The organism is Brevibacillus sp. NL20B1 (genome assembly GCF_018195675.1).
Lineage (GTDB): Bacteria > Bacillota > Bacilli > Brevibacillales > Brevibacillaceae > Brevibacillus > Brevibacillus aydinogluensis.
In genome coordinates, this window is record NZ_JAGTPT010000010.1 from 26,152 (window position 1) to 43,365 (window position 17,214).

At 57.0% G+C, this 17,214-nt stretch carries 18 protein-coding genes; all 18 read right to left on the minus strand.

The window, feature by feature from the left end; translation table 11 throughout:
• Nucleotides 1-43: 43 nt before the first annotated feature.
• A complete protein-coding gene (spoIID, locus tag KDN35_RS08705; RefSeq protein WP_171564126.1) occupies nt 44-1,048 on the minus strand; it encodes a stage II sporulation protein D in 1,005 nt (334 codons plus the stop codon).
• Nucleotides 1,049-1,221: 173 nt separating this feature from the next.
• Entirely contained in the window at nt 1,222-2,547 is a 1,326-nt protein-coding gene (murA, locus tag KDN35_RS08710; RefSeq protein WP_212132558.1) for a UDP-N-acetylglucosamine 1-carboxyvinyltransferase, read from the minus strand.
• Nucleotides 2,548-2,565: 18 nt separating this feature from the next.
• Entirely contained in the window at nt 2,566-3,312 is a 747-nt protein-coding gene (locus KDN35_RS08715; protein ID WP_212132559.1) for a YwmB family TATA-box binding protein, read from the minus strand.
• A 140-nt stretch (nt 3,313-3,452) separates the two neighbouring features.
• A complete protein-coding gene (locus KDN35_RS08720; protein ID WP_171564121.1) occupies nt 3,453-3,683 on the minus strand; it encodes a DUF1146 family protein in 231 nt (76 codons plus the stop codon).
• Between the two features lie 123 nt (nt 3,684-3,806).
• Nucleotides 3,807-5,333, minus strand: coding sequence for an NADH-quinone oxidoreductase subunit NuoN (gene nuoN, locus KDN35_RS08725; RefSeq protein WP_171564120.1), 1,527 nt, complete (start codon nt 5,331-5,333; stop codon nt 3,807-3,809).
• Between the two features lie 3 nt (nt 5,334-5,336).
• Nucleotides 5,337-6,872 (minus strand): complex I subunit 4 family protein, encoded by a 1,536-nt coding sequence (locus tag KDN35_RS08730; protein ID WP_212132560.1) that lies wholly within the window; start codon nt 6,870-6,872, stop codon nt 5,337-5,339.
• Nucleotides 6,862-8,778 (minus strand): NADH-quinone oxidoreductase subunit L, encoded by a 1,917-nt coding sequence (gene nuoL, locus KDN35_RS08735; protein WP_171564116.1) that lies wholly within the window; start codon nt 8,776-8,778, stop codon nt 6,862-6,864. The genes KDN35_RS08730 and nuoL overlap by 11 nt, the downstream gene beginning before the upstream one ends.
• 18 nt (nt 8,779-8,796) lie before the next feature.
• Nucleotides 8,797-9,108, minus strand: a complete 312-nt coding sequence (nuoK, locus tag KDN35_RS08740; RefSeq protein ID WP_171564115.1) for an NADH-quinone oxidoreductase subunit NuoK — start codon at nt 9,106-9,108, stop codon at nt 8,797-8,799.
• The gene (locus tag KDN35_RS08745) at nt 9,105-9,611 is read right to left on the minus strand and encodes an NADH-quinone oxidoreductase subunit J (RefSeq protein ID WP_212132561.1); all 507 of its coding nucleotides are present in this window, start codon (nt 9,609-9,611) and stop codon (nt 9,105-9,107) included. The genes nuoK and KDN35_RS08745 overlap by 4 nt, the downstream gene beginning before the upstream one ends.
• Before the next feature lie 2 nt (nt 9,612-9,613).
• Nucleotides 9,614-10,027: an NADH-quinone oxidoreductase subunit NuoI gene (gene nuoI / locus KDN35_RS08750; RefSeq protein ID WP_171564111.1), complete on the minus strand. Its 414-nt coding sequence runs from the start codon at nt 10,025-10,027 to the stop codon at nt 9,614-9,616.
• 42 nt (nt 10,028-10,069) lie between these two features.
• Nucleotides 10,070-11,083, minus strand: a complete 1,014-nt coding sequence (gene nuoH / locus KDN35_RS08755) for an NADH-quinone oxidoreductase subunit NuoH (RefSeq protein ID WP_171564203.1) — start codon at nt 11,081-11,083, stop codon at nt 10,070-10,072.
• Complete coding sequence (locus KDN35_RS08760) at nt 11,080-12,228, minus strand: NADH-quinone oxidoreductase subunit D (protein ID WP_171564110.1); 1,149 nt, start codon at nt 12,226-12,228, stop codon at nt 11,080-11,082. The genes nuoH and KDN35_RS08760 overlap by 4 nt, the downstream gene beginning before the upstream one ends.
• A 3-nt stretch (nt 12,229-12,231) precedes the next feature.
• Nucleotides 12,232-13,284: an NADH-quinone oxidoreductase subunit C gene (locus KDN35_RS08765; protein ID WP_212132562.1), complete on the minus strand. Its 1,053-nt coding sequence runs from the start codon at nt 13,282-13,284 to the stop codon at nt 12,232-12,234.
• Nucleotides 13,281-13,799, minus strand: a complete 519-nt coding sequence (locus tag KDN35_RS08770) for a NuoB/complex I 20 kDa subunit family protein (protein WP_171564107.1) — start codon at nt 13,797-13,799, stop codon at nt 13,281-13,283. The genes KDN35_RS08765 and KDN35_RS08770 overlap by 4 nt, the downstream gene beginning before the upstream one ends.
• A complete protein-coding gene (locus KDN35_RS08775; RefSeq protein ID WP_171564105.1) occupies nt 13,790-14,161 on the minus strand; it encodes an NADH-quinone oxidoreductase subunit A in 372 nt (123 codons plus the stop codon). The genes KDN35_RS08770 and KDN35_RS08775 overlap by 10 nt, the downstream gene beginning before the upstream one ends.
• Nucleotides 14,162-14,415: 254 nt before the next feature.
• Entirely contained in the window at nt 14,416-15,156 is a 741-nt protein-coding gene (locus tag KDN35_RS08780) for a DUF6042 family protein (RefSeq protein WP_171564103.1), read from the minus strand.
• Nucleotides 15,157-15,344: 188 nt separating this feature from the next.
• Nucleotides 15,345-15,749 (minus strand): F0F1 ATP synthase subunit epsilon, encoded by a 405-nt coding sequence (locus KDN35_RS08785; RefSeq protein WP_065067430.1) that lies wholly within the window; start codon nt 15,747-15,749, stop codon nt 15,345-15,347.
• Between the two features lie 27 nt (nt 15,750-15,776).
• Nucleotides 15,777-17,186, minus strand: a complete 1,410-nt coding sequence (gene atpD, locus KDN35_RS08790) for a F0F1 ATP synthase subunit beta (protein WP_029100366.1) — start codon at nt 17,184-17,186, stop codon at nt 15,777-15,779.
• Between the last annotated feature and the right edge of the window lie 28 nt (nt 17,187-17,214).

Consider the following 17,214-nt stretch of genomic DNA (forward strand, 5'->3'; position numbering starts at 1 on the left):
TGAGAGTGAGGGAAATCTTGAAAATTTGCGCAAAGCGGCCCGTCTAGCTTTTCAGGACGCTGCCGCAGTCCTCCAGCGAGATGCCCTGGTAAAAGTATTTGACGATCTGCTCCGCGTTTTTTCCCGCTTTGGCCATCCCGTTGGCGCCCCACTGACTCATGCCGACGCCGTGCCCGTACCCTTTGGTCGTGATGTACACTTTGCCGTCTTGCAGTTCCATGGTAAAGGCGGAGGAGTTGAGCCCCAGCCGTTCGCGAAACTCGCGGCCGCTGAATTCCTTGCCGCCGATGCTGATCTTGCCCACGCGATTGCCCGTGGTCCGCTCCACGATCCGATACCAGCTGCCCCCGGAAGCCGCCTCCTGCGCGATGCGCACCCCCAGTTTTTGCTCCAGATCGGCCACGGTCATCACCTGTGTTTTCTCATAGCTGGGCGACTGGATGTCCCAGGGACTGGCGACGCTTTTCAAGTAGGGCACCGGCTTTTCAAAATACTCGCTGGCGTTTTCGGTAAAGCCGTTGCTGGTGGAAAAAAATGTGGCGTCGATCGGTTCCCCCTGATAGGTGAGAACCACTCCCGCCGTGGCCTGCACCGCCTGCCGAATGCGCCCGTTTTTCCAGTCAAACTGCTCCTTCCACAGCTCCCTGCGCTGCTGCTCGTCCAGGTACGCCTGGTGTTTGACCGTATCCAATACGTGCGCCCCTTCCGGAACGTCGCCGAACGCCTTTTCACTCAGCCGTCTGACGATGTAGGTGCGTGCCGCCATGGCCTGCGCCTTGAGCGCCTCGATCTCGAATTCGGCCGGCATTTCCGCCGCGACTACGCCTTCGACATACGTCTCCAGCGGGACGGTCTCCACTGTCTTCTTGTTGGTGCGGTACACCTTGACTTCGATCTTCGGACGGTTTGACGACGGAGTGTGCGGTGCGACGGCTGCCACGTCGGTGCCGCCGTCTGACAGGGGAGAAAACAGTGTCACCAGTGCGGCAGGCATCAACACGAGCAGTATCGGCAAACCGATAAACCAAACGATCAGGTAACGTTTCATGCGACAGCTCCTCCCCGATTTGTGCTGGACAATTTCAGTCTATGTACAAGCAGCAATAGCTAGAACGAGAGAGTCAGAGAGACGGGAAACGTCCTATTTGCCTGCATGGCACAAAAAAAGAGACTTCCCGCACAGGGAAGTCTCTCTTGTCTATTCGTTTTTGCAGTCATTCATTAAGCAAAATTGGGAGAGAAGCTGACTTTCACTTTCTCGGACGACGTCGCTTCCCGAACTTCCGCTTCCGGGGACACCCGTTCGACGTCGGCGCCCAGTTGGCGCAGCTTTTCCGTAAAGTTGACGTAGCCCCGGTCGATGTGGTGCAGACCCGAGACCTCGGTCTCGCCTTCCGCCACCAGGCCGGCCAGCACCAGAGCTGCTCCAGCCCGCAGGTCGGTGGCCGTGACCTTGCTGCCGGTCAGCTTGACACCGCCTTCTACAATGGCGCTGCGCCCTTCGATCTTGATGTTGGCGTTCATCCGGCGAAATTCTTCGACGTGCATGAAGCGGTTTTCAAACACCGTTTCCGTCACGATGCTGGTGCCTTCCGATACCAGCAGGAGTGCCATCATCTGCGACTGCATGTCTGTCGGGAAGCCGGGATACGGCAAGGTTTTAACGTCAACCGCCTTGATCGGGCCGCTGCGGCGGACGCGAATGCCGTTTTCCTGCTCGTCCACCGTCACTCCCATTTCCCGCAGCTTGGCAGTGACGGATTTCAGGTGATCACAAATTGCGCCTTCGATGAAGACATCGCCGCCGGTAATCGCCGCCGCCACCATGAACGTTCCGGCTTCGATCCGGTCGGGAATGACACAGTGGGTGCAGCCCTTGAGCGATTCCACGCCTTCGATGCGGATCGATCCGGTGCCGGCGCCGCGGATTTTGGCGCCCATGCCGTTGAGGAAGTTGGCCAGATCCACAATCTCCGGCTCTTCCGCGGCATTCTCAATCACGGTCGTTCCCTCGGCCAGGGCCGCGGCCATCATGATGTTTTCCGTAGCGCCCACGCTCGGAATATCCAGGTAGATTTTCGCGCCCTTCAGCCGACCCTCGACACTGGCTTCAATAAAGCCTTGTCCAATTTCGATTTTGGCGCCCATCGCCTCAAAGCCCTTGAGGTGCTGGTCGATCGGACGGGTGCCGATCGCACATCCCCCGGGAAGTGCAACGCGCGCCTTTCCTTGACGGGCGAGCAGCGGCCCCATCACCAGGAAGGACGCACGCATTTTGCGAACCAAATCATAGGAGGCTTCCACACTCGTCAACCGGGAAGCCTGAATCGTCAGCACTTCACGATCATATGTAAGGGAAATTCCCAACGATCTCAAGAGGTCGCATATGGTTCTGACATCGTCCAGAGCGGGTACGTCGTGAAGGACGCATGTGCCCGATTCTGCCAGAATGGATGCTGCAATAATAGGGAGTACGGCATTCTTGGCGCCGGAAACCTTGACCTTCCCGGCCAATGCCTTACCACCGCGGACAATGATTTTATCCAATGTGTACCCCTCCGCGTGCTAATATTCCGCTGTGATTATCGGTGTACCTACGGTAATCCACGTTCCAGATTGGCTGTCTCGATGAGTAGCCACCTGCAGATTCATCTTCGTTTTGTCATTTAACGCGATAAACGGTTTCCATGCCGGTGTATACCCGGAGATGCTGACAACCGTATCGTCCCGCAAACGCTCCAGTTCCATCGCGTGGAGGGCGCGAAAAATCGCCAAAATTTTACCCTCCTGTTGATCAACACTCAGTTTAACACTGTACATTCCGCGAACACAAGTGCTAATTTGCGGAATCATGTCGGCTTTTGTCAGGGCTTTGTCGAAAGAGTCCTGTATCACCCCTATATATTGTAGGGTATCAGGTGAGCCGGTCAGAGACAGCACAAGATATACATCATAGGCCCCCTGCCGAGGGACCCCTGTGACCTGGAACTGTCCTTGAACCCCTTGCCGTTCAAACAGGACTTGGTACACATGGAGATTGGATTTCCGCGTCCGATCGGCTTGTGGTACCGGAATGTCAAGCCGATGTGCCCATGCTTCGGCCAACGCTTTTACTTGCGCGGGACCAGATGCCTGGCCCAATTCGGCTCGCATTCGCACCTGGATTGATACACCTTTTGCTCCGGAGCCTTCCACTGCGGCGAGCAGCTGCGCCGCTGCCGGTCGTTCCAGCTTTGCCTCTGCGGGCATCCGCCAAACCGTCACCGCCGCAGCCAACAGCAGCAGAAGCCACCACCCCGACCATTTCCCCATCGTCTTCCTCTCCCTTTTCACGCGCTTCTCTTTGTACTTTTTAGTTTGCACGGAAAATTGGAGGGATATACCAGTTGCGCATGGAGAGACTTCATCCGCTAGCCGCGATGCGTAACCAGATCGCCTGCGTGTGGATGCGGTCAGGAGAATACTTGTCCAATTATCAGCGACCAGCTCAGATAGTCAAGGAAAAAGCGGGCCACTTCGTATCCGATGACGAGCGACAGCAGGATCTGCAGCAGCTTGGCCTGCGCGCCGTCCGGTTTTTTCAGAAACAGATCGAAGCGTATGGCCTGCAGCGCCCACCAGCTCAAAGCGATGAAAAACACAGTCAAAATGATGCTGACAACTCCGTAAATTTCTTGCTGCATGGTGTTTCCTCCTTCTCCTGTATCGGCAAACCCGCCTTGTTCCATAAGTACAGAATGTGCAAAAAAAGGGGCGGCCTGTCGTGACAGCCGTCCCCTTTATTGTACCTGATGTTTGCCCGTCCTTCACTGAAACTCTGGCGGCAGCATGTCGCCAAAGTTAAACGACGGATTGAACTGGGCCTGCAGATAGTCGGTGGCGACACCCGGAAGCGCACCGAAGAATACGGTGGCAACGGCGAGGACCAGGACGAGGGCGCCGATGCTCTTTGGCACCGCCAGCGGCGCTTCGGTCGTGCCTGACCGCATGTACATCTGCCGAATGATCCCGAAATAGTAGTAGTAGGATACCACACTGGTCGCAATCATGATTGCTGCCAGCCAGTAGTTTTCCTGCGCGATGGCGCCCATGAACAGGTAGAACTTGCCGAAGAACCCGGCAGTAATCGGAATCCCTGCCAGCGACAGCAGGAAGATGCTCATCGCCACCGCAAGCAGCGGCGAGCGGTGGTACAACCCGGCGAATGCCTTCAATTCTTCGGTCTGCTGGTCGCGCGTGACGACCATGATCACGGCAAACGCGCCGAACGTGACGAGCAGGTAGGCAAACAGGTAAAACACAATTTCACTAAAGAACAGGGTCGTCGGCGGAACAAACGGCACCAGCAGGTACCCCGCCTGAGCGATTCCGGAGTAAGCCATCATCCGCTTGACGTTGGTCTGGCGCAGCGCCATGGTGTTCCCGATAATCATCGACGCTGCCGCCATCACGGCCAGATAGAGGCTGCCCTCCTGGAAAAAGAACCGGCCTTCCTCACCAGGAACCTGGAAGAACGCGATCATCAACAGGCGGAACACCAGCGCGAACCCAGCCGCCTTGGAGACGACCGCCAAAAAGGCAGTGACCGGCGTTGGCGCTCCTTGGTAGACATCCGGTGCCCACATGTGGTTGGGCGCAGCGGAAATTTTAAAGGCCAGCCCCACCGCGAGAAAAGCAAACGCGGCGTAGATGAGGAACTGGTAACCTGCCAAGGACGCGTGAACCAGACGGGAGGAAATCTCGTAAATGTTGGTGGTTCCCGTCAAACCGTACAGGTACGACATCCCGAACAGCGTGACTGCACTGGCGATGCCGCCGGACACGACGTACTTGAATGCTGATTCGTTGGAATGCAGCGACGTTTTGCGCAGTCCGACCAGCACGTACGAGGAGAGCGACAGCAGTTCCAGCCCGACAAACAGCGTGATCAGGTCGGCCGACGACGCCATCACCATCGCACCAAGCAGGCCGGTCAGCAGCAGGTAGTAGTATTCGCCGCTGTGCTTCACTTCCCCCTGCTTCATGTAGGGAATCGACAGCAGCAGGGTAAAGGCTGCCCCCGCCAAAAACAGCAGCTTGAACGCATTGCCGTAGTCGTCAATCCTGAGCATGTCTGCCATGTAGCTGTAAGGTTTGTCGAGCGTGTTCAGATTGACGAAGACAAACACGCCGGCCAGCACGACGCCGACCAGGGTCAGCCAGCCTGTCACCGTTTTGCTCAACCGTTTTCCGGCAAACACATCCAACAGGGTCAGGACGGTGGCAAAGCCGAGAATGATCCATTCGGGCAGAAGGTAGCTCCAGTCATACGAGAAGATAGTGTTTACGTCCATGGATTACCCTCCTATCCCCGTCACGATGGGTACGAGCGTTTTCAGAGTCTGCTGCATCGGATTGCCGAGCACGGCGGGATAGACCCCGATCAGGATGATGAAGCCGAGCAGCACCACCATCGGCACCACTTCCATCGGCTGAGCGTCGGCCAACCCCTTCAACCGCTCCGGCGTTGGGCCAAACGTCGTGCGCAGGATCGCCCGCAGCAGGTAGGCGGCCGTCAACACGATGCCCAGCGTGCCGATTGCGGCGTGAACCGGCATGTCGCCGAACAAACCCAGGAAGGCGAAGAATTCGCTGATGAAGCCGGACATGCCCGGCAGTCCCAGGGAGGCCATCCCGGCCGCCAGCAGGATGCCGCTCACAAACGGCATCGATTTGGCCAGGCCGCCCAGTTCGCTGATCATCGACGTTTGCGTCCGTTCCCAGATCACGCCGATCAGGAAAAACAGCAGCGCAGAGATGAAGCCGTGAGAGACTACCTGGAACATCGCTCCCTGAAACCCGATCGTGTTCATCGCGGCAAATCCCAGCAAGACGATGCCCATGTGGCTGATACTGGAGTAAGCCAGCACCATTTTCAAGTCCTTTTGGACAAAGGCGAGCACGGCTCCGTACAAAATGTTGATCAGCCCCAGCACCGCCATCCACCCGGCAAACTGATACGCCTGTTCGGGGAAAAAGCCGATGCCCATGCGCAACAGCCCGTATGCCCCCATTTTCAGCAGAATACCGGAGTGGATCATCACAATCGCCGGCGGCGCCTGCACGTGCACCTTCAACATCCAGGTGTGGAACGGAAACACAGGCAGTTTGACCGCAAACGCGATGAACAAGGCGAGAAACAGGCCGAAGCGGAACGCCGGCGTCATCGCAGCGGCAGCCGGATGGTCGGCCGCTGCCAAAATCGTCGCGATCTTCTCCATGTTCAACGTTTGCAGGAAGACAAACAGCACGATGAAGGCGATCAGCATGACCGCAGAGCCGATCCCGTTGTACAGCAAAAACTTGTTGGTCGCCCGTTCGCGTTCTCCGTAGCCCCAGATGCCGATCAGGAAAAAGGTCGGCACCAGCGTCAGTTCAAAGAAGATAAAGAACAGAAACAGGTTTTGCGAGGCGAATACGCCCAGCATGCCGATCAGCAGCAGGTGAAACAGGATGAAGTATTCCTTCAGCCGTTTTTTGATCTGCCAGGAGGCGACAGCGGCAAGCGTGCCGACAATCGCCGTGAGAACGATCAGCGGCATGGAGACGCCGTCCACTCCCAGCTCATAGTCCAGGTCAAACGTGAACATTTCCCCCCCTTGGGCAAACCCGATCGGGATGGAAATCCACTTGACGCTTTCGACAAATTGCGGCTCCGCCGTCTCGTAGTTGAAGGCGGCGAACAACATCAGGGACAGCGCCAGCGGCAGCAGCGTGCCCAGCACCCCAATCTGTTTGATCACACCGCCCTGATGACGCGGGACGAACGCCAGGATCAGGATGGCCAGCAGCGGCGAAAAGACGATCAAACTCAGCAGGATACTATTGACCAAAGAATCCACCTCCCTGCGCCGTCAGGCTGATCGCGACAACCAACAGCAGCAATCCGAACAGCACCACGGCCCCGTACGACTGCACCTGGCCGTTTTGTGCCCGGGCATGCAGCGAGCCGATGCCTCTGGTGATGCTCGCGGTCAGGGCCACAAGACCGTCCACCACGTACCGGTCGAACAAATCAAGCAGCAGTCCGAGCCAGTTGAGCGGACGGACAATGACGTGGTGATACAGTTCGTCAATAAAGTATTTGCGGTAGGACAATTGATACAGCCACGGCATCGTTTCCGGGATGGCGTCCGCCGGAATGTAGCGCTTGCCGTACATCAGATAGGCCAGCACAATGCCCAAAAGCGAGACCAACAGCGCCACGACCTGCAGCCAGGCGGCGGCGTGGCCCGTTCCCTCGCCGAATGCGGCGGTAATGACCTCGCCCGTTTCACCGGACAGCAACCATTCCGTCAGATACGGGGCGTACGGCGTATTGACAAAGCCGGCCCCGATCGCCAGCACGGCCAGGATCAGCAGCGGACCGGTCATGACCCCCGGCGATTCGTGGCCGTCATGTCTGCCCCGCGGCTCCCCGGCAAACGTCAGGAAGAACAGCCGGAACATGTAAAACGCAGTGAAGAACGCGGCGATGATCGCCAGCCACAAGAGGTCAAAGCGGTGCGCCTCGTACACGGCACTGAGAATCGCCTCTTTGGACCAGAAGCCGGCAAACGGGAAAATCCCCGCAATCGCCAGACAGCCGATCAAGAACGTCAGCGCGGTTACCGGCATCTTTTTCCACAGGCCGCCCATCTCAAACACGTCCTGCGTATGTACCGCGTGGATAACACTGCCGGCCGCGAGGAACAGCAACGCCTTGAAAAACGCGTGCGTCATCAGGTGGAACGTCCCCGCCACATAGCCGGCCGCTCCGGCCACTCCGAGCGCCAGCATCATGTAGCCCAACTGGCTGACCGTCGAGTAGGCGAGCACACGTTTGATGTCGCGCTGCGTCAGGCCGATGGACGCGGCAAAAATGGCCGTAAACCCCCCGACGTAGGCCACCACATTAAGTGCGATATCAGACGCGACAAACAGCGGATACGTGACCGCCACCAGGTACACGCCGGCCGCCACCATCGTCGCTGCGTGAATCAGGGCGGACACCGGCGTCGGCCCTTCCATCGCGTCCGGCAGCCAGGTGTGCAGCGGGAACTGGCCGGATTTGCCGACTGCGCCGACGAAGATCAGGATCGCCGCCAGCGTAATCATCCACGGCTCCAGTTTGCCGAGCGCGATGCTGTCAAAAATTTGCGCGAACTCAAAACTGCCGGTCCACCAGAACAGGAGGCAGATGCCGATGAACAAGCCCAGGTCGCCGATCCGCGTGACGATAAACGCCTTTTTCGCAGCCGCCTTGGCCTCCGGCTTGAAGTAGTAGTAGCCCACCAACAGGAACGAGCAGACCCCTACCAGTTCCCAGAAGATGTAGACCTGCAAGAGGTTTGGCGAGATCACCAGACCCAGCATGGAAAAGGTGAACAAGGCCAGGTATTGGTAAAACACGGGGAAGCGCTCGTCTCCGTGCATGTATCCCTTGGAGTAGATTTGCACGAGCAGGCTGACCAGTGTGACAATCACCAGCATCATGGCATTCAGTTGGTTTACTTCAAAGCCCATGGTGATGACGATGTCGCCCACCTGCAGCCAGTCGAGGGAGAACGCGTAATCGGACGCTCCCTCCTGAAACCTCTGCCAAAACGTCAGCGCCGCCAACCCAAACGACACGGCAGTCAACAGGATACCGACGGCGGCAGCTCCTTCTTTCAACTGACGGCCAAACGAGACGATCACGATGAAAGCAAGAAGCGGAAACAGAGGAATCAGCCACGCGTATTGCATCAGGGTATCCATCTTTGTCCTCCTTTTCGTCTAGCGTTTCATCGAATCCATCTCATCCACGTTGACGGTCACTTTGTTGCGGTACAGCGCGATGAGGATTGCCAGTCCCACCGCCACTTCGGCTGCCGCCACCGTCATCGTGAACAGGGTGAAAATCTGCCCCGTCACGGCCGGGAACAGCCCGTACTTGGCGAACGCCACGAGGTTGATGTTGACCGCATTCAGCATCAGTTCGATGGACAGCAGGACAACCACCGCGTTTCGCTTGGTCAGTGCCCCGTACAGTCCGACGCAAAACAAAATCAGGGCCACCAGCAAATAGGAGGTAATGTTTACACTCATTCGCTGTCCCCCTCCTTTTTCGCCATGATGATCGCGCCCACCAGCGCCACCAGCAGCAGAACGGATGCCAGTTCAAACGGAATGACATACTTCGTGAAAATCTCCACGCCAAGCTGCTTGACGCTGACTGTCTGCGCGGACCCCTCCGGCGGCGCCGTCCATGTGGTCTTTTGGATGCCCCAGAACATCAGGCCGAACAGGCCAGCGACAAACACCAGGCTGAAGATGTTCTTCCAGGATCGTCCCGTCCCTTCGTCGGAAGCGTCGTGCTTGGTGAGCATGATCCCGAACAGCATCAGGATGGATATGGCGCCCGAGTATACCAGCACCTGGGCCACGCCAATGAACTCGGCGTCCAGCAGTATGAACAAGCCGGCGATGCTGATAAACGTGATCCCGAGCGAAATGACCATGTGCACCACCCGGGTGAAGCTGATCATGAAGACCGCGCCGCCGATCGTCAGAAGGGAGAGGATGAAAAAGGCCAGAAATTCGCCGGTCATGATTAATTCTCCTCCCTGACGTTGGTATTGTTGTCGTCCAGCCACTTCAGGTCCTTGTACAACTCGTCCCGGCTGTACACGGCCAACTCGAAGTTGTTGGTCATCACGATCGCTTCCGTTGGGCACACCTCCGTACAGAGGTCGCACAGGATGCAGATTTCAAAGTTAATGTCGTAGGTGTCAATGATTTTCCCCTTTTTCTCCGGATCGGGATGAGGCTTGCCCGTCAATTGGATGCACTGCGTCGGGCAGATGCGCGCGCACTGGTTGCAGACGATGCATCGTTCCGGCGAGAAGTGCTGAATGCCGCGAAACCGGGGCGGCATCGGAAAGGGCACGTCCGGGTAGAAATGGGTCACTTTTTTCTCGGTCAGCTTTTTAAATGTATACCCCAGGCCTTTGGCCAGTCCTAGCATGTGTGTCACCCCTCTGGTCAAGATCGTGATACGGCTCGGCGTCTAGGAGATCATGCCGTTCTGGAAGGAAATCACCACGGCGGTCAGCAGGATGTTCAAGAGCGCCAGCGGCAGAAGTACTTTCCAGGCAAACGACATCAACTGGTCGACGCGCAGACGGGGGAACGTCGCACGCACCCAGAACTGGAAAAAGACGTAGAGCAAGAATTTGAGAACAAACCAGACAATACCTGGAATGAAGGAAAGGCTGGGATGGATCGGCAGCCAGCCGCCCAAAAACAGGATGGTCACCAGGGCGCCCATGCCGAACATGTAGACGTATTCCGCCAGCATGAACATGGCAAAGCGGAACCCGGAGTACTCTACGTGGTAGCCGGCCACCAGTTCCGATTCGGCCTCCGGCAGGTCGAACGGCGTGCGGTTCAGCTCCGCCTGTGCCGCCACGATGAAGACGGCAAAGCCGAGAAACTGCGGCACGATATTCCACACATCCTGCTGCGCCAATACAATCTCCCGCAGGTTCATGCTGCCGGTCATCAGCACGACCCCGACCACAGACATGACCAGCGGCACTTCGTAGCTGATCATCTGCGCGGCGGAGCGCAATCCGCCGATCAGCGAATACTTGTTGTTGGAAGCCCAGCCAGCCGTAATCACGCCCAGAACGGTGATGCCGGACAAGGCGATGTAATAGAGCAGGCCAATGCCCAGATCGGCAAAGCGAATGCTGTCCGTAAACGGCATGACGGCGAGGACGCCAAACGCGGGCGCATACGCCAGAATGGGGGCCAGCGTAAACAGTGCCTTGTCGGCATGCTGTGGCCTCGTATCTTCCTTCAGCAGCAGCTTCGCCACGTCCGCCACCGTCTGCAACAGACCGAGAGGACCGACGCGGTTGGGACCAATCCGCAGCTGCATCCAGCCGATCACCTTGCGTTCAAAATAGATCGCGTAGGTGACGAAAAACAGCACGACGAGCAGCAGTGCCACCGCCGCCAGAGCAAACCAGAGTGTGGTGCTCCATGAGGGCGTTTGTTGCAACAGATCGCTCATCAGCAGTCAACCTCCCCGAGCACAATGTCGATGCTGCCCAGGACGGCCACCATGTTGGCGATGTTTTCGCCCTCCAACAGTTTGGGCAGGATCTGCAGATTGTGGAACGACGGGCGGCGGAACTTCACGCGCCACGGCTTATCCTTGCCGTTGCTGGCGATGTAGCAGCCGATCTCCCCGCGCGGCGCCTCGATCCGCACGAACGCCTCGCCTGCTGGCGGACGAATGACGCGAGGCACTTTGCCCATGATTTCTCCCTCGCTGGGAAATTGATCGAGCGCCTGCTCAAGAATGCGCAACGACTGTTCGATCTCCGCCACCCGCAAATGGTAACGCGCCAGGCAGTCGCCTTCGGTAGCCGTCGGCACGTCAAACTCGAAACGGTCGTAAATGCAGTACGGCTCGTCTTTGCGCAAATCCCACTTCACCCCGGTGGACCGCAGCATTACGCCGGAGAGCGAGTAATCCAGCGCAGTCTTCTGATCAAACTTGCCGATCCCCCGCAGCCGGTTGATGAATATTTCGTTGCCGGTCACCAGTCTGTGGTAGTTGTTCAATTCCTTTTTCATGTATTGGACGAACTCTTTTACCTTGTCGATCCAGCCTGGCGGCGCATCCCACTTCACGCCGCCGACGCGCATGTAGTTGAATGTCATACGCGCTCCGCACAGCTCATTGAACAAATCCAGGATGCTTTCCCGGTCGCGGAAGGCGTACAGGAACGGTCCCATCGCCCCGAGGTCCAACAGGTACGTCCCCCACCATACCAGGTGGCTGGCCACGCGGTTCAGCTCCATTGCGATCAGCCGCAGGAATTGCGCCCTCTCCGGCACTTCCACGCCCATCATCGTCTCGACGGCGTGGCAAAAGACGTAGTTGTTGGTCATGGCAGCGACGTAATCCATCCGGTCAGTATAGGGAATGATCTGCGTGTACGTCAGGTTTTCCGCCAGCTTTTCCGTCCCCCGGTGGAGATAACCTATCACGGGAGTTGCTTCCTTGATGGTCTCCCCGTCAATTTTGACGACCAGACGCAATACACCGTGGGTACTGGGGTGCTGCGGTCCGACGTTGAGGAGCATTTCTTCCGTCCGGATACCCGACTCAGGAGATGTCGTGGCATTCGTCAATAGGATGTCGCGGTTCATCTGCTACACCTCCTCGTCGTACTGCACGTAATCTTTTCTCAGCGGATAGCCGATCCACTCGTCCGGCAGCAAAATTCGACGCAATTCGGTATGTCCCGGGAAATAAATACCCAACAAGTCGAATGTTTCCCGTTCACACCAATCGGCACCGCGCCAAATGTCCATAACCGACGAGACACTGGGTTGTTCGCGGTTGGTTTTGACCTTTACCGCCAGGCTCTGCCGATTTTTGTAGGAATAGAAATGATAGTAGACTTCCATGCGGTCTTCGTAATCGACGCCGTGCAAATCGGACAGGTAGTCGAACGCCAGCGCCTCGTCTTCTTTCAGAAACCGGGCCACATCATGCCAGCGCTCATTTTTCACCACCAGCGTCGGAACGTCTTTGGACAGCTCGTTGATATAGGCTGCTTCCAGCACATCCGCACCAAACGCTTCGGAAATACGGGTCACGTATTTGTCCAAATACGGCTGATTGGGAGATGGCTGTTTGGGCGCTTCGGCTGCCTCGTCAGCTCCTGCTGCCCCGCCGGCCTTTGCCTTTGCCGCCGCAGCTGCTGCTGCCGCTGCTTTAGCCTTGGCCGCTGCTGCCGCTTTTGCCTTCGCGTCGGCGTCTCCGCCCGACTCTGCCCCGCCAGCTTCCGCCGCTTCTCGCGCGGCCTTTGCCTTTGCCGCCGCAGCTGCTGCTGCCGCTGCTTTAGCCTTGGCCGCCGCTGCCGCTTTTGCCTTCGCGTCGGCGTCTCCGCCCGACTCTGCTCCGCCAGCTTCTGCCGCTTCTCGCGCGGCCTTTGCCTTCGCCGCCGCAGCTGCTGCTGCCGCTGCTTTTGCTTTCGCCTTCTCTTCCGGTGTCATTTCCGAAACAGGCTTGGCCGCAGTTGGCTGGACTTCAGACGTGTCGCCGCCTGCAGCCTGTGCATTCGAAGGGGATGCCGCTGATTGCTCTGTCCCTTTCGCCTGCTGTTCTTTCGCTTTACGCAACGCCTCAGCCTTGGCCCGGGCCTCTGCCGCAGCCTTCGCCTTTTCTTCCGGCGTCGGTTTGCGCTTTTCGTCGCTCATTGGCTGGTCACCCGCTTTCCGGTCTTCGCCTCGTAGCGAATTTTCTCCTGCAGCTTGTTTATGCCGTAAATCAATGCTGCCGGGTTGGGAGGACAGCCCGGAATGTAGACATCGACGGGCACAATCTGGTCTACACCTTTCACCACGCTGTACGACCTCACGTACGGCCCGCCGGCCGTGGCACAGGAGCCCATGGCGATGACCCATTTGGGTTCCGGCATTTGGTCGTACAATCTGCGCAAGAGCGGCGCCATTTTTTTCGTGACCGTGCCAGCCACGATCATCACGTCGGATTGCCGCGGGGAGGCACGGAAAATGACGCCAAAGCGGTCAAGGTCGAATCGGGAGCCGCCGGTACCCATCATCTCGATGGCACAGCAGGCCAACCCGAACGTCAGCGGCCAGAGGGAATTGCTCCTCACCCACCCCTTGAGCGTTTCCAGCGTCGTAAACATGACGTTGCGATTCAGTTCTTCCTGCAGTTCAGGCGCGATGCTCGTGAGATCTAGTTCCATTCCAGCACCTTCTTTCTCCAAGCGTAGATCAAACCAACCACCAGCAACGTGATAAAAATCACCATCTCTATCAGGGCAAACAGGCCCAACTGGTTATAGGCGACCGCCCATGGATAGAGAAAGAGGGTTTCTACATCAAAAATGACAAACAGCAGGGCGAAAATGTAGTACTTGACGTTGAAGCGCACCCAACTGTCCCCCACAGGAATGTTACCGCTTTCATAGGTGGTTTGCTTTTCCGGCGTCGGCTTCCTGGGACGCAGCAGTGGTCCGATGATGCTCACGGTTGCCACCGGCAGCAGTATCCCAAGGATCAGGAAAATCGCCACAATCACGTAATTGTTGGTGTAAACCTCACTCACCGACGTTCCCTCCGCTCTGTGAAAAATATGAAAAATTTTGAACGCAATCCCGATACAATTGACACTGGTATTTTTTCGTGCATCATGCGGCCCCAGGACAAGCTGCTGATCCAACCTGACACTGTTAGAAAAAAATACCTACATCATTATAGCAAATCGCCAAACGAGTGTCTAACCAAAGCCCCCTCCTCTGACAATAAAAGGAAAAACTTAGAGAAAAGTCCCTAAGTTTTTCCAATTACAAATATCCTTTATTATTGAACATTCGCGGAGAACTCTTGTCCGAGGAAATCCTCGTAAATGCGCTCCCATACAACCGTAAAGGTCATCGGTTGGTCATCCGGAATCTCAAACATGTTTTCAATCGGCTCTTCCATATACGGCGTCAGCTTGATCAGCACTTCGTTCAGCATCGCATCGTTGGTGTTCAGCATCTCTTTCAGTTCAGCCTTGGTGTAGGTAAAGGTGTTTTCCTCGTGCTCATGCAGTTTCAACACCAAACGGCTGAAGATCGGATGAACCAATACCTCCAGCTTGATGTGGGTCAGGGCAAATTTCTCCGCATCGGTCAGTTGGAACAGATCGACCGTGTCCGGGAACGGATGTACGGGGATGTCCCACACGTCGCCCTTGTCCAGTACCAGCCCCCACTTGGTCAGCAGTTCGATGGCCTCATCCCGGGAGGTCGGGTACTGATAACCGGAGCGCTCCAGGAACTCCTTGTGTTTCTCCACGTGCTCCACATAGGCATTGTAGTCCTGTTCCGACTTGAATTTTTCCTTATTCAGTGTGGAAAACACATGCTGCAATCCTTTGAAGCTGTCCAATTGCTGCTTCATTTCTTCCTTGCTTTCGCATTTGGTTACCACGTAGCACAACGCCTGAAACAGGACGTTCATGTCATGAGACAACACGTTGTACCAGCCGTTAGCCGTATATCCGCTGGGAATGACTACACCTTGCTGGTTATTGCGAATATCGCGAATCGTTTGCATGACTTACACTCTCCTTCTTTCCGATCGCCGGTGCCGTCCAGCCCCCTTCGCTGTTATAGGGCACACGGCACGCCTCGGCACAGAGCATTAGGTTTATTATAACGGAAACAGCAGGTCAGTACCAACTGGAAAAAAATCGTCCCGCTACAGGAAAAATCCCCGCAACCGGGTGGCGCGGGGATATTTGCTTACAGATTGTTGGTCACATCGAGACGAGCCATGGCGCGCTGCAGGGCGCGTTCGGCACGGCGAATGTCGAGGTCCGGATGCTTGTCAATCAAACGCTTTTCGGCGCGTTCTTTTGCCGCCTTGGCGCGTTCCACGTCAATGTCCTCCGGAAGTTCTGCCGTCTCGGCCAGAATCGTCACCTTGTCGCCGCGAACTTCCATGAACCCGCCGCTTACGGCCATGCGAATCTCTTTCTCGCCTTCCGTCTTGATCCGAACAGGCGCTATTTTCAGCGGGGTTACCAGCGGCATGTGGTTCGGCAAAATACCGAGATCCCCCTGCACGCCTCGGGCAATGACCATGCTGGCTTCGCCGCTGTAGACAACCCGTTCAGGAGTTACGACTTCCACTGTCATCTTGCTCACTTACTGGTCTCCCCTTTCCAGGGTGTCTTACGCCATGGTCTTCGCTTTCTCAACCGCTTCCTCAATCGTACCTACGTAGAGGAATGCCGCCTCAGGCAGATCGTCGTGCTTGCCTTCCAGGATTTCTTTGAAGCTGCGGACCGTTTCCTTGAGCGGGACGTATTTGCCCGGGAAGCCGGTAAACTGCTCGGCCACGTGGAACGGTTGGGACAGGAAGCGCTGAATGCGGCGTGCACGAGCTACGATCAGCTTGTCTTCGTCGCTCAGCTCGTCCATACCCAGGATCGCGATGATGTCCTGGAGCTCTTTGTAGCGCTGCAGGATTTTTTGCACGCCACGCGCCACTTCGTAGTGCTCTTGTCCGACGATGTCCGGGGACAGCGCACGGGATGTGGATGCGAGCGGGTCAACCGCAGGGAAGATACCCAGCTCGGCGATAGAACGCTCCAGGTTGGTGGTAGCGTCCAAGTGTGCGAAGGTCGTAGCCGGAGCCGGGTCGGTGTAGTCGTCCGCCGGTACGTAGATCGCTTGGATGGACGTTACGGAACCTTTTTTCGTAGAGGTAATGCGCTCTTGCAGCTGACCCATCTCGGTTGCCAGCGTCGGCTGATAACCTACCGCAGACGGCATGCGTCCCAGCAGCGCGGATACCTCGGAACCCGCTTGGGTAAAGCGGAAGATGTTGTCGATGAACAAGAGTACGTCGCGGCCCTCTTCGTCACGGAAGTACTCCGCCATGGTCAGACCGGTCAGCGCCACGCGCAGACGCGCACCCGGCGGTTCGTTCATCTGACCGAACACCATCGCGGTTTTCGGCAGAACGCCTGCGTCTTTCATCTCGTGATACAGGTCGTTACCTTCACGCGTGCGCTCGCCTACGCCGGCGAATACGGAGATACCGCCGTGCTCTTGTGCGATGTTGTTGATCAGCTCTTGGATGGTAACGGTTTTTCCTACGCCCGCACCGCCGAACAGACCGATTTTACCACCCTTGATGTACGGCGCGAGCAGGTCGATTACCTTAATACCGGTTTCGAGAATTTCTACGGTCGTTGCTTGTTCTACAAACTCCGGCGCTTTGCGGTGGATCGGGTCGCGGCGCTCCACTTCGCCCAGTTCCTTCAGGTCGATCGGTTCACCCAGCACGTTGAATACACGGCCCAGGGTTACCTGACCAACCGGTACGGAGATCGGAGCACCTGTGTCAATCGCTTCCATGCCGCGCACCAGACCGTCGGTGGATGCCATCGCAACGGTACGTACGCGATTGTCGCCCAGGTGAACCGCAACCTCAACGGTCAAATCAATGTCGCGCTCCCCCGCGTTTTGCGCTTTATGTTGAATCTTGATCGCATTGTAAATGGCAGGCAGGTGTCCGCGTTCAAACTCGATGTCTACAACGGGACCCATTACCTGAACCACGCGTCCTTTCGCCATCTTACTTCTTCCCTCCTGTGAAACTGAT

Bases quoted from the DNA above. Each gene is read 5' to 3' on its own strand.
- KDN35_RS08780 (WP_171564103.1), bottom strand. From the start codon at position 15,156: ATGCAAACGATTCGCGATATTCGCAATAACCAGCAAGGTGTAGTCATT.
- KDN35_RS08760 (WP_171564110.1), bottom strand. From the start codon at position 12,228: ATGAACCGCGACATCCTATTGACGAATGCCACGACATCTCCTGAGTCG.
- nuoI (WP_171564111.1), bottom strand. From the start codon at position 10,027: ATGCTAGGACTGGCCAAAGGCCTGGGGTATACATTTAAAAAGCTGACC.
- nuoL (WP_171564116.1), bottom strand. From the start codon at position 8,778: ATGGATACCCTGATGCAATACGCGTGGCTGATTCCTCTGTTTCCGCTT.
- nuoN (WP_171564120.1), bottom strand. From the start codon at position 5,333: ATGGACGTAAACACTATCTTCTCGTATGACTGGAGCTACCTTCTGCCC.
- spoIID (WP_171564126.1), bottom strand. From the start codon at position 1,048: ATGAAACGTTACCTGATCGTTTGGTTTATCGGTTTGCCGATACTGCTC.
- KDN35_RS08720 (WP_171564121.1), bottom strand. From the start codon at position 3,683: ATGCAGCAAGAAATTTACGGAGTTGTCAGCATCATTTTGACTGTGTTT.
- atpD (WP_029100366.1), bottom strand. From the start codon at position 17,186: ATGGCGAAAGGACGCGTGGTTCAGGTAATGGGTCCCGTTGTAGACATC.
- KDN35_RS08770 (WP_171564107.1), bottom strand. From the start codon at position 13,799: ATGGAACTAGATCTCACGAGCATCGCGCCTGAACTGCAGGAAGAACTG.
- KDN35_RS08765 (WP_212132562.1), bottom strand. From the start codon at position 13,284: ATGAGCGACGAAAAGCGCAAACCGACGCCGGAAGAAAAGGCGAAGGCT.
- nuoK (WP_171564115.1), bottom strand. From the start codon at position 9,108: ATGAGTGTAAACATTACCTCCTATTTGCTGGTGGCCCTGATTTTGTTT.
- KDN35_RS08745 (WP_212132561.1), bottom strand. From the start codon at position 9,611: ATGACCGGCGAATTTCTGGCCTTTTTCATCCTCTCCCTTCTGACGATC.
- KDN35_RS08715 (WP_212132559.1), bottom strand. From the start codon at position 3,312: ATGGGGAAATGGTCGGGGTGGTGGCTTCTGCTGCTGTTGGCTGCGGCG.